Origin of the sequence: Ruminococcus sp. RTP21484sp1_RTP21277st1_D2_RTP21277_210401, assembly GCF_040924225.1 — a bacterium.
In the GTDB taxonomy this organism is placed as follows: Bacteria; Bacillota; Clostridia; order Lachnospirales; family Lachnospiraceae; genus Blautia_A; species Blautia_A faecis.
Window position 1 is genome coordinate 1 of sequence record NZ_JBCOMJ010000018.1, and the last position, 11,757, is coordinate 11,757.

The 11,757-nt window shown below is 45.2% G+C and carries 8 protein-coding genes, 1 pseudogene and 1 riboswitch; of the genes and pseudogenes, 8 read left to right on the forward strand and 1 reads right to left on the reverse strand.

Features of this window, described 5'->3' with window-relative positions; all coding sequences use genetic code 11:
- Nucleotides 1-154: 154 nt before the first annotated feature.
- Nucleotides 155-751 (reverse strand): cytidylate kinase-like family protein, encoded by a 597-nt coding sequence (locus tag AB5706_RS12775; protein ID WP_173735170.1) that lies wholly within the window; start codon nt 749-751, stop codon nt 155-157.
- 318 nt (nt 752-1,069) lie between these two features.
- On the opposite strand from AB5706_RS12775, the gene AB5706_RS12780 reads away from it, so the two are divergent.
- The 8 genes and pseudogenes from AB5706_RS12780 (at nt 1,070) to ligA (ending at nt 11,693) form a co-directional block, all read left to right on the forward strand.
- Nucleotides 1,070-1,888, forward strand: a complete 819-nt coding sequence (locus tag AB5706_RS12780) for an FAD binding domain-containing protein (RefSeq protein WP_173735169.1) — start codon at nt 1,070-1,072, stop codon at nt 1,886-1,888.
- Complete coding sequence (locus AB5706_RS12785; RefSeq protein WP_173735168.1) at nt 1,878-2,363, forward strand: (2Fe-2S)-binding protein; 486 nt, start codon at nt 1,878-1,880, stop codon at nt 2,361-2,363. Before AB5706_RS12780 ends, AB5706_RS12785 begins: the two co-directional genes overlap by 11 nt.
- Nucleotides 2,360-4,648 (forward strand): xanthine dehydrogenase family protein molybdopterin-binding subunit, encoded by a 2,289-nt coding sequence (locus tag AB5706_RS12790; RefSeq protein ID WP_173735167.1) that lies wholly within the window; start codon nt 2,360-2,362, stop codon nt 4,646-4,648. The genes AB5706_RS12785 and AB5706_RS12790 overlap by 4 nt, the downstream gene beginning before the upstream one ends.
- Nucleotides 4,649-4,651: 3 nt before the next feature.
- Nucleotides 4,652-5,659 (forward strand): DUF6077 domain-containing protein, encoded by a 1,008-nt coding sequence (locus AB5706_RS12795; protein WP_173735166.1) that lies wholly within the window; start codon nt 4,652-4,654, stop codon nt 5,657-5,659.
- Nucleotides 5,660-5,670: 11 nt separating this feature from the next.
- Entirely contained in the window at nt 5,671-6,447 is a 777-nt protein-coding gene (locus AB5706_RS12800; protein ID WP_148462282.1) for a hypothetical protein, read from the forward strand.
- 61 nt (nt 6,448-6,508) lie between these two features.
- Nucleotides 6,509-6,727: riboswitch (Lysine riboswitch) on the forward strand.
- A 158-nt stretch (nt 6,728-6,885) separates the two neighbouring features.
- A complete protein-coding gene (locus tag AB5706_RS12805) occupies nt 6,886-8,508 on the forward strand; it encodes a Na+/H+ antiporter NhaC family protein (RefSeq protein ID WP_368366121.1) in 1,623 nt (540 codons plus the stop codon).
- A 316-nt stretch (nt 8,509-8,824) separates the two neighbouring features.
- Nucleotides 8,825-9,478 (forward strand): annotated as a pseudogene (locus AB5706_RS12810) (pseudouridine synthase); the annotation flags it as partial.
- A gap of 259 nt (nt 9,479-9,737) precedes the next feature.
- A complete protein-coding gene (gene ligA / locus AB5706_RS12815) occupies nt 9,738-11,693 on the forward strand; it encodes an NAD-dependent DNA ligase LigA (RefSeq protein WP_368366122.1) in 1,956 nt (651 codons plus the stop codon).
- Nucleotides 11,694-11,757 lie beyond the last annotated feature (64 nt).

The window sequence follows — 11,757 nt, forward strand, 5'->3', positions numbered from 1 at the left end:
TTAGTCGCAGTTAGCGATTAGTTCGCTGGAGCGTTGCGCCGGCGAGTGAGTAATACACATTGTCCAAATGCGTCCCTTCTGAAGAACTTTTCAACCAATTAAATAGCAAAAAATCACAGCCCCGCCAAAAACGGGGCTGCCTTTAATATACACTTTAGATCAACTTCTTCACCATCTCCACAATCTCTTCCTTCGTCACCCTGCTGCTGTTAATACACAGATCATACTGCAGCATATCCAGCCAGTTAGTATCCGTAAAATACTCATAATAAGCCCGGCGTTCCTTATCCGTACGTTTCACCAGCTTCCTTACACTCTTTTCCTCCCGGCCGGTACGTGCAATCACCGTCTTCACACGGTCCTCAAACGGAGCATAGATAAACAGACTCAGATGCTTATCCTTATTATCCTGTAAGATATAATTGCCACATCGCCCGACAATCACGCAATTCTCTTTTTCGGCTGTCTCCAAAATGATCTTCTTCTGCAGATCGTAAAGCACATCATTCATGGGAACGAAATGGTACTCCGGATTCATCTGCAGCTCGTAATCCACCGGATACAGCCACTGGCTGGCTTTTCTCTCATCTACTCTGGCAAACTCATCAAAAGGAATATTCTTCTCCTTGCTGGCCATTTCGATCAGCTCCTTATCATAGAACTTAAATCCCAGTTCCTCCGCAAGAGCCTTTCCAATAATACGTCCGTTACTTCCAAACATACGATTGATTGTTATAACACGGTTACTCATAAACGGCGCCTCCTTTTGTGGTGGATTTGTAAATAATTTTGTTATAAAATAGTTTATGAGAACTATTTTCTGTTCTTTTTAGCATTATAACACAATTGTATGAAAATATCTATATAATTTGCATAAAATCAAAATAAAAAAATATTCTGAATACGTCATTTCGCTGGAAATTTGAACCCTTTCTTGTTATACTAAAAATAGCAATACGATTGCTGTTCACTGTATGTACAGATTGCAGAAAGCCTTTTTCAAACACGCTCTGGAAAAGCGCATTTGGAAAACGATGAACAGTGATACAATATGAGAAAGGAATTGAACATGCTCAAAATAAAAAATTATATGAAAGCAGAATCTCTGGAACAGGCTTATGAGTTGAACCAGAAGCGGACTGCCTGTGTGCTTGGCGGCATGGTGTGGTTGAAAATGGGTAACCGTATTGTAACCACAGCCATTGATCTTTCCGGGCTTGGTCTGGATACCATCACAGAAACAGAAAGTGAATTTGTGATCGGCTGTATGACCCCATTGCGGGACCTGGAACTCCATCAGGGACTTCATACATATACGAAAGGTGCCATAAGAGAAAGCCTGCGCCATATTGTAGGCGTACAGTTCCGCAACTGCGCTACTGTAGGTGGAAGTATCTGGGGACGCTTTGGCTTTTCTGATGTACTCACCATGCTTCTGGCACTTGATACGGAGGTAGAACTTTTTAAAGGCGGCAGAGTCTGTCTTTCTGATTTTGTGAAAATGCCAAAAGACAGAGATATTCTGGTACGCATTATTATAAAGAAAACTCCGTTGAAGGTTGTCTATTTAAGCCAGCGTAATAGCAAGACTGATTTCCCGGTACTGGCATGCTGTATCAGGCTGTCTGAGAATGGTGTGAGAGCAGTTTACGGCGCCCGTCCGGCGAAGGCATTTCTTCTGGAAGACGAAGAAGGTCTCCTTGCAGGCATGGAAACCATGTCTTCGGAAGAGAAGAAGACAGCGGTTCAGAAATTTGCAGACTATGCAGCCCGGAAGGTTCCTACCTTTGGAAACATGCGAGGCAGCGCAGAGTACAGAACCCTTCTTGTGAAGGTTCTCACAAGAAGAGCATTAGAAGCAGTGGGAGGTATGACAGATGAAAATTAATTTCTGGCTGAACGGAGCCAAAAAGGAAGCGGAAATCAGTCCTGACACCATGCTTCTGGAGTTTCTTCGAAGCCTTGGCTGCTACAGTGTAAAAAGAGGCTGTGAAACTGCCAACTGCGGTCTTTGCACTGTTTTGGTAAATGACAAACCAATGCTGTCCTGCAGTGTCCTTGCAGCACGTATTGACGGCAAAAAGGTCATCACTATGGAGGGACTTCAGGCAGAAGCAGAAGAATTTGGAACTTTTCTTGCCAATGAAGGTGCAGAGCAGTGCGGATTCTGTAATCCGGGATTTATCATGAATGTACTTGCGATGACAAAAGAACTGGAAGATCCGACTGAAGAAGAGATTAAGGAATATCTGGCCGGCAATCTTTGCCGCTGTTCCGGTTTTGTGGGACAGACCAGAAGTATCCTGAAATATCTGAAATATAAGAAGAACGAAAACAGCCAGGAGAAGGAGGTGCAGGCATGAGCTATGTAAATAAATCTTTGCAGAAAAAGGATGCCATGGCTCTGGTGACTGGAAAGCCAGTCTACACAGACGACCTGGCACCAAAGGACTGCCTGATCATCAAGATCTTAAGGAGTCCCTATGCCAATGCCTGGGTGGAAGAAATCAAGACGGACACAGCCATGAAGGTAGAAGGAATGGCACTGATCCTTACCTGGAAAGATGTTCCCAAGAGACGTTTCGCCTCTGCCGGACAGACCTATCCGGAGTTCAGTCCATATGACAGAATGATCCTGGATCAGCATCTTCGTTTCATAGGGGATGCAGTGGCAATTGTGGCAGGAGAAACAGAAGCTGCCGTAGACCTTGCCATGAAGCGCATTAAAGTGAAATACCGCGTGGAACCTCCGGTTCTGGATATGCATACAGCAAAGGATAATCCGGTTCTGGTTCACCCGGAAGAAGACTGGGAATCCAAGTTCCCGGTTGGTGCAGATAACAAGCGGAACCTTGCAGCAAAAGGCCATGAGGAAATGGGAGATATTGACAAGGTTTTGTCAGAATGCAAATACACAGTAGATGAAGTTTATCACACAAAGGCCAATCAGCAGTGTATGATGGAGACCTTCCGCACATATTGTACCAAGGATTATTTCGGCAGGCTGAATGTGGTTTCCTCCACACAGGTACCGTTCCATCTTCGCCGAATCCTTGGAAATGCTCTTGGAATTCCATCCTCCAGGATCCGCGTGATCAAGCCTCGTATTGGCGGCGGCTTTGGAGCCAAGCAGACAGAGGTCTGCGAAATTTATCCGGCAATTGTTACCTGGATGACAGGACGTCCATCCAAAATCGTTTACAGCCGTTACGAATCCTTAATCTGCGCTTCTCCCCGTCATGAGATGGAAGTACATGTAAAAGTTGGCGCAGATGAGAAGGGAATCGTAAAAGGAATTAAAGTAGAGGCGCTTTCCAATGCTGGTGCATACGGAGATCACAGTCCTACAACCATCGGACTTACAGGTCATAAGGCAATTGCCCTGTACCGGAATCTGGAAGCCTATGCTTTTGACTATGAGGTTGTTTATACCAACGTGCAGGCATCCGGCGCATACCGTGGATATGGTGCTACACAGGGAATTTATGCAGTGGAATCCGCTGTCAATGAGCTGGCTCATAAGATGAATATGGATCCTGCAAGAATCCGTGAGTTGAATATGCCAATTGAAGGCGAGCCAATGTATGACTATGATGGAAACCTGACTCATACAGCAAGCTGTACGATGGATCGCTGCCTTGCCCGTGCCAAGGAGATGATCGGCTGGGATGAGAAATATCCATGCCGTGATATGGGAAATGGAAAAGTCCGCGGCGTAGGTCTTGCCATGGCGATGCAGGGCTCCTCTATTGCCAATGTAGACGTGGGAGGCGCAACCCTGAAGCTGAATGAGGACGCATCCTATACACTTTCCCTTGGATGTGCAGATATGGGTACAGGCTGTGATACCATTCTTTCCCAGATGGCAGCCGACTGTCTGGAAACAGAATTTGAGAATATTGTTGCATTTGGTGTGGATACGGATGTTTCTCCATATGACTCCGGTTCTTATGCATCTGCCACTACTTACGCTACAGGCAATGCAGTTATTAACGCCTGCAATGAGCTGAAAAAGAGGATTATCCGGCTGGGTGCTGAAATGCTGGGTGTAAGTCCTGAGGAAGCAGACTTTGATGGAAAGAAAGTCTACGCAGGGGAAAAAGAGGTCAGTCTTCAGGAGGTTGCTTATAAGGGAACCTGCGGAAATACCCTGGAAATGCAGGTGACTGCCTCCTATTCTTCCCAGATTTCTCCGCCGCCTTATATGGTTGGGGCAGCAGAGGTTGAAATAGACAAAGAGACAGGAAATATTGACCTGATCGATTATGTGGCAGTTGTAGATTGCGGAACTCCTATTAACCCCAATCTTGCCCGTGTGCAGACAGAGGGCGGTGTTGCCCAGGGAATCGGTATGGCACTTATGGAGAATGTACAGTATTCCAAAGAAGGTAAGATTCGTGAGAATTCTTTCATGCAGTACAAAATCCCAAGCCGTGAGGATATTGGAAATATCCGGGTTGAGTTTGAGAGCAGCTATGAAAAGAGCGGTCCTTTTGGCGCCAAGTCCATCGGTGAGCTGGTAATCGATACCCCTTGTCCTGCAATTGCAGATGCGGTTTACAATGCTTCCGGTGTCCGGGTAAGAGAGCTGCCGATCACATCGGAGAAGGTTGCCATGGGAATTCTGAAAAAAGAACTGGAGAAATAATATATGGGATTTATTTTTAAGGGGATACTGGCAGTGATCTGGCTGCTGGTGGTTCCCTGCCTGGCAGGGGGATTCTATTTCCGCAGGGAAAAAAGAACCTGCAGTGAATATCTTCTGGCCGGTTATACACTGTTGTTTGCCATTACAGAGCTGCTTTCCCTTACCATGATTTTTACAAAGCAGCCACTTCATGTGCTGACCGTTACATATGGCGTGGTAGCTGGTGTACTAGCATTTCTGGGTGCCCGGAGTTTTTATAAGAAAAGGCAGAAGAATGGAATTTCCCCGGAGCTTGTGGTGGCAGGAATTCTGATTCTGATCCAGCTTGTCGTTGTGGTGCTTTATGCCCATATGGATGAAGATGATGCTTTTTATGTAGGAACAGCCACTACCGCGGTGGAAACCGATACCCTTTATGCATATAACCCATACACCGGGGCCGCTTACAATGTATTGCCAAGCCGTTACATTCTTTCCCCGTTTCCTGCATTTCTTGCCGTGACCAGCCGGTTATGCGGAGGACTTCATCCAGCCATTGTGGCACATACTGTTTTTCCGGCGGTATTTGTTTTTCTGGCATATGTGGTGCTTTTTCAGTACAGCCGCATATTCTTCCGGGGAAAGGCAGGAGAACAGGGGATTTTTATGATCCTTTGTGCCGTGATCCTGTGGTTTTGCGGATATTCGGTATACAATTCAGAAATTTTTACAATGGGCAGGATCTGGCAGGGAAAAGCTGTGCTGGCAGGGGTATTTTTACCATTTTTATTTCTGCTCTGTATGGAGATTTTTATGCAGGAAAAACCGGAATATCCATGGAGCCTGGCTTTTCTGGCAAATGGAGCCTGCTGTCTGTTTTCCTCAATGGGAATCATGCTTGCCCCTCTTCTGATGGGAGTATTTGCTCTGCTTAGTCTGGTGAAATTCAGAGACGGAAGAAGATTCTTAAAGAGTGTAGTCTGCTGTCTGCCATCCCTGATACTTGGCGTGGTATACATTCTGGTATTTTAGGAGGTGGAGAGATGAAACGAGCACTTTTGGCTTCACTGGATGCCTGGCAGAAATACTGGGGGAACGGATTTTATGTCTATTTACTGCTGGCTGCATGTTTGTATTTCCTGGTATTCGGAAGAAAAAAAGAACGATCCAGAATTTTATCCGGCTATATTGTAGTTTTTCTTGCTGTGTTTTTCTGTCCGGTGACTGCTTATATTATACAGAAATGTATAGGACGGTCGGTTTACTGGAGAGTATTATGGATTCTTCCGGCAGTGCCGCTTATAGCTTATGCAGGAACCTGCCTGATAAAAAAGGTGGGAGCTTCCAGACCACGGCAGTACATACTTCTGATTTTTATTGCGGCAGTGCTGGCTTTTTGCGGAACTGGCCTGAATAAAGATGGTTTTTACAAAAAGGTTCAGAATGTACAGAAGATCCCTGATGAGGTAGTAAGCATCTGCAATCTGATCAATGAGCAGAAGGAAGAAAATGAAGAGATTTACCTGGCAACGGATGACAAAATAGCTTCCTATGTGAGAGTTTATGATCCGTCTATCAAAATGCCTTACGGAAGAGGCGGTAAAGGAGCCTCTGGAAAAAAAGCTGCAAGATGGCTCCATAAACAGCTTGTGGCAGAAGTACCGGTGATCAAAAAGGTAGTAAAAAATGCAAAAAGACTGAAATGCAATTACCTGGTTTTTCCGGTTCCAAGCAAAAAGAAGCAGCTGTATATGGAAACAAAAGGGTTCTACCTGATTGGTCAGGTAAATGAGTACGGTATTTTCAAATATTATGAATAAAAGGGTTGCATTTACAGGGAAAAGCTGATACATTGAGTTTGTGAATAAACTGAATATGGGAAGTTATGATAGAGGCGCAGGCTTCATCAGTAATTTCAGCTGCAGAGACAGGTTGTGTGCAGATTATGGGCATACGCAGATACACGCTCTGGGTCGTATGGCGGACTGGTTGGAATGAAAGGGGAGACTGCCGAAGGATTTTTTCTCAGCCAGGAGAGAAGTTCTGGGCTGACGCAGAATATGCGGCAGACTGTCACTGTTGTGGAGCGCTATCTAAGGTATAGATCCTGTGAAGAATAAATGCCATGAATGTGTCCCCATAATGGGAGTACATTCATGGCTTTTTGCGTTAAAGAAGAGGAGGCTTTTAAGAAAACGCTCTGACCGGTTTGTGACTGGTCATCTGGTATTCAGGAAAAAAGAGGGAGGAAATCAATAATGAAGTACAATTGTAAAAAATTATCTGTTCTTTTTGCAGCTGTTATGATGTTTGTCCTGGCATGTCCGGCGACTGTTCTGGCAGCGGCAGAAGAGGAGGCTGGCACACCTGCTGTGTACGCTACTTTCTGGTCATTGATACCGCCAGTTGTGGCAATCGTTCTGGCATTGATCACAAAAGAGGTTTACAGTTCCCTGTTCCTTGGAATTTTAGTTGGAGCACTTTTGTACTCTGGCGGTAATTTTGAGGGAACGGTTAACCATATTTTTTCAGGCGGAATGATCAGTGTGTTATCATCCAGCAGTAACGTAGGTATTCTGGTGTTCCTGGTAATTCTTGGAACTATGGTCTGCCTGATGAACCGGGCTGGAGGATCAGCCGCTTTTGGCCGCTGGGCCGGCAAACACATCAAGACAAGAGTTGGGGCAGAACTGGCAACCATTTTGCTTGGAGTGCTGATTTTTATTGATGATTACTTCAACTGTCTGACGGTAGGCAGTGTTATGAGGCCGATTACAGATCAGCACAATGTATCCCGCGCAAAGCTGGCATATCTGATCGATGCCACAGCTGCGCCGGTATGTATCATTGCACCAATCTCATCCTGGGCAGCTGCTGTTAGCGGTTTTGTTCCGGGAGAGGATGGAATGTCTGTGTTTGTAAGAGCTATTCCCTATAACTATTATGCACTTCTTACGATTGTAATGATGGTATCCATGGTTTTGATGAAAGAAGAGTTTGGTGCTATGGGTGTGCATGAGTCCAATGCGTTAAAAGGGGATCTGTTTACCACAGCAGCTCGTCCTTATGCTTCAGGCGAAGGTGATGGACCGGTGAACCCAAGAGGAAAGGTTATGGATCTTCTGATCCCTATCATCTCTCTGGTTATCTGCTGTGTAATTGGTATGATCTATACTGGAGGGTTTTTCAGCGGTACAGATTTTGTAACTGCTTTTTCACAGAGTGATGCTTCTGTCGGACTGGTGCTTGGAAGCTTCTTCGGTCTGGTGATCACCATTCTTCTTTATATGGTGCGCAGAGTGCTGTCCTTCCGCGATTGTATGGCATGTATTCCGGAGGGCTTTAAGTCCATGGTACCGGCGATCCTGATCCTCACTTTTGCATGGACCTTAAAGAGTATGACGGACAGTCTGGGCGCTGCTGAGTTTGTTGCGGAAATGGTGAAGTCTTCAGCAGAAGGACTGGTAAATATGCTTCCGGCTATTATATTCCTGGTAGCCTGCTTCCTGGCATTTGCTACTGGTACTTCATGGGGAACCTTTGGTATTCTGATCCCGATTGTGGTTCATGTATTTGAAAACACACCGGGAGACTTGATGATCATTTCCATCTCTGCCTGTATGGCTGGTGCTGTTTGCGGTGACCATTGTTCTCCGATTTCGGATACGACGATTATGGCCTCCGCGGGAGCTCAGTGTGATCATGTAAATCATGTGTCAACCCAGCTGCCTTATGCCATTGTGGCAGCAGTGGTATCCTTTGTAACTTACATTTTCGCCGGCTTTATCCAGAGCCCACTGTGCCTGGTCATCGGTGTAGCACTGATGATGGGAGCTATGTGTGTTGTGAAAATGAAGTTTTCAGATCTGAAAACGGAATAAAGAGGTTTTTCTTATTGGAAAAATAAGAAAAGAATGTGGAAGCCGGGATGGATTTTCCTGTGTAATGCCTGCGGCAGTGTGGAAGAATTTACAGTGTCTGCAGAGTATTGACGGGGAAATTGTCCTGGCTTTTTTGCATGCTTCTATCTTCTTTATTGGCTGCTTAATATTTGCTTTGGAGCGTGTGTGGAGAAGGTTTTTTGCAAGATGTGCATTACACTTTGCGGGAAAGCTTTTTTTAATGTGTTCTGGAGCTTTTGGAGCTTGGGGCAAGGTTTGCCTTGCATATGCCCGGGAAAAACTATATAATGGAAAAATGGACGAAAAAATCAGAATCAACAAATACTTAAGCGAAGCGGGATTCTGTTCAAGACGTGAGGCTGACAGCCTGATCCGGAACGGACGGGTGACTGTGGAAGGTCATAAGGCAGAACCGGGAGAAAGGATTACAGCAGATACAGTTGTATTTGTGGATGGTAAGCCTGTGAAAAAAGTAGAAGAAAAAGTTCTACTTTTATTTCACAAGCCCAGAGGTGTGGTGTGCAGCACAAAAAAACAGCGCCAGGAGACTACAGTTACGGAGTATCTGAATTATCCGGTTCGAATTTATCCCATAGGACGTCTTGATAAGGAATCCGAAGGGCTTTTGCTTTTAACAAACCAGGGAGATCTGGTAAATAAGATCATGCGTGCGGGGAACTACCACGAGAAGGAATATCTGGTAACTGTAAATAAGCAAGTTGACAGTGACTTTGTGAAAAAAATGTCATCTGGAATTCCTATTCTGGATACCATTACCCGTCCGTGTTTTGTGGAAAAAACAGGGAGAAATTCTTTTCGGATTATTCTTACCCAGGGATTGAACCGGCAGATCCGCCGAATGTGTGAATATCTGGGATATCAGGTGCTTAGTCTGAAGCGCGTACGAATCATGGAACTGACAATAGATGGCTTGAAAGAGGGCGAGTACAGAGAAGCCACCCAGGAGGAGTGGAAGAAGCTGGAACGTGGAATTGCAGATTCCTCCCAGCTTCCCGCAGCCAGAAGGCAGGACAGTGTGCCTGTATTTTCCAAAAAACAGGGAAGAGACAGCATTCCCTTTTCTTCAATTCCAGAAGAAAAAAGGCAAAATAAGCCAGCTGCTTCCCGCACTATTTCAGAAAAAAGGCAGTCTGTTTCACAGAGGAAGTCTGCTTGCAGTAATTATAACAGTAAAACAGGAGGACATCATGGAAAATTCTCTACAGCGAATGAAAGAACTGGTAGAAAAGCTGGATCAGGCCGCGAAGGCATATTACCAGGAAGACAGGGAAATCATGAGCAATCAGGAGTACGACAGCCTGTACGACCAGCTGGAGCAGCTGGAAAAAGAAACCGGCACCGTACTCACAAATAGTCCTACTGTCCGCGTAGGATACGAGGCAGTTAATGAACTTCCGAAGGAAGAACATCCAAGCCCCATGCTATCCCTTGATAAGACAAAAGACAGGGAAGTGCTTCGTGGATTTATAGGAAATCACAAATGCCTTTTATCCTGGAAACTGGACGGCCTGACCATTGTTCTTACTTATGAGAACGGTGAGCTTGTGAAAGCGGTAACAAGGGGGAATGGAATTGTAGGTGAGGTTATTACCAACAATGCCAGAGTGTTTAAGAATATTCCTCTTCGCATCCCTTATAAAGGTCAGCTGGTGCTTCGGGGTGAAGCGATTATCACTTATTCTGAGTTTGAGCGGATCAACGAGACTATAGGTGATGCAGATGCCAAATATAAGAACCCGCGGAATCTTTGCAGTGGTTCCGTGCGTCAGCTGAATAACGAGATTACGGCGAAACGAAATGTGCGTTTTTATGCCTTTGCCCTGGTAAGTGCACAGGATGTGGATTTTTCTAATTCCAGGGAGCAGCAGTTTATCTGGCTGAAGAAACAGGGCTTTGAGGTGGTGGAATATAAGGTGGTTACCTCTGAAAGTCTGGATGAAGCCATGGATTATTTTTCCAAGACAATTGTAAACAACGATTTTCCATCAGACGGACTGGTTGTGACCTATGATGACATCGCCTATGGGGAGTCTTTGGGGAGTACTGCGAAATTTCCGCGAAATTCCTTTGCTTTTAAATGGGCGGATGAAATGCGGGAAACCAGGCTGGTGGATATGGAATGGAGTCCGTCAAGAACCGGACTGATTAATCCGGTTGCAATTTTTGAACCAGTGGAGCTGGAAGGTACTACAGTAAGCCGCGCCAGCGTGCACAATATCAGCATTGTGAAGGAACTGCAGCTTGGAATTGGAGATACCATTAAAGTGTACAAAGCCAATATGATCATTCCCCAGATTGCAGAGAATCTTACAAGAAGCGGCAATCTGGTAATTCCGGATAAATGTCCGGTGTGTGGTCAGGAGGCGCGTATCCGCAAGGAAAACGATGTGGAGACATTATACTGCATGAATCCGGACTGTGTTGCCAAGAAGATTAAGTCCTTCAGCCTTTTTACCAGCCGTGATGCCATGAATATTGACGGACTTTCAGAGGCAACTCTGGAGAAGTTTATTGCAATGGGATTTATTCATAATTTTGGTGATATTTTTGAAATTGGAAAATATAAAGATCAGATCGTAGAAATGGAAGGATTTGGTCAGAAGTCTTTTGATAATCTGATGGTGAGTCTGGAGAAAGCGAAAAAAACTACTCTTGCCAAGGTGATCTACAGTCTTGGGATTACAGGTATCGGTCTTGCAAATGCCAAGGTGATCTGTAAATATTTTGACGATGATATAGAGAAAATCCGCCATGCGGATGAAGAAGAGATCAGCGCGATTGAAGGAATCGGTCCGGTAATCGCCGGAAGTATGGCTGATTATTTTAAGAGCGCAGAGAATAATCAGAAGCTGGATCATCTGCTCAGTCATCTTCATCTGGTTCATGAGGAGACTTCAGCAGAACAGGTTTTTGCAGGGAAAACCTTTGTTATTACAGGCAGTGTGGAGCATTTTTCCAACCGGTCTGAAGCAAAGGAATTTATCGAAGCCCGCGGCGGTAAGGTGACCGGCTCTGTAACAAAGAAAACAGACTATCTGATTAATAACGATAAAACATCTGCTTCTTCCAAGAACAAGAAGGCTCAGGAACTGGGAATCCCGATTTTGTCGGAGGAGGATTTCCTGGAGCTGGCGGGTGTTTAAAAGAAAATTTGGGTTTTCTGTGAACTTTGTTCACAAAAAACACCTCGCGGAACGTTACCAGTGA

Excerpts from the sequence above, each read along its gene's own strand:
- AB5706_RS12775 (WP_173735170.1), bottom strand. The coding sequence starts at position 751 with ATGAGTAACCGTGTTATAACAATCAATCGTATGTTTGGAAGTAACGGA.
- AB5706_RS12780 (WP_173735169.1), top strand. The coding sequence starts at position 1,070 with ATGCTCAAAATAAAAAATTATATGAAAGCAGAATCTCTGGAACAGGCT.
- AB5706_RS12785 (WP_173735168.1), top strand. The coding sequence starts at position 1,878 with ATGAAAATTAATTTCTGGCTGAACGGAGCCAAAAAGGAAGCGGAAATC.
- AB5706_RS12790 (WP_173735167.1), top strand. The coding sequence starts at position 2,360 with ATGAGCTATGTAAATAAATCTTTGCAGAAAAAGGATGCCATGGCTCTG.
- AB5706_RS12795 (WP_173735166.1), top strand. The coding sequence starts at position 4,652 with ATGGGATTTATTTTTAAGGGGATACTGGCAGTGATCTGGCTGCTGGTG.
- AB5706_RS12800 (WP_148462282.1), top strand. The coding sequence starts at position 5,671 with ATGAAACGAGCACTTTTGGCTTCACTGGATGCCTGGCAGAAATACTGG.
- AB5706_RS12805 (WP_368366121.1), top strand. The coding sequence starts at position 6,886 with ATGAAGTACAATTGTAAAAAATTATCTGTTCTTTTTGCAGCTGTTATG.
- ligA (WP_368366122.1), top strand. The coding sequence starts at position 9,738 with ATGGAAAATTCTCTACAGCGAATGAAAGAACTGGTAGAAAAGCTGGAT.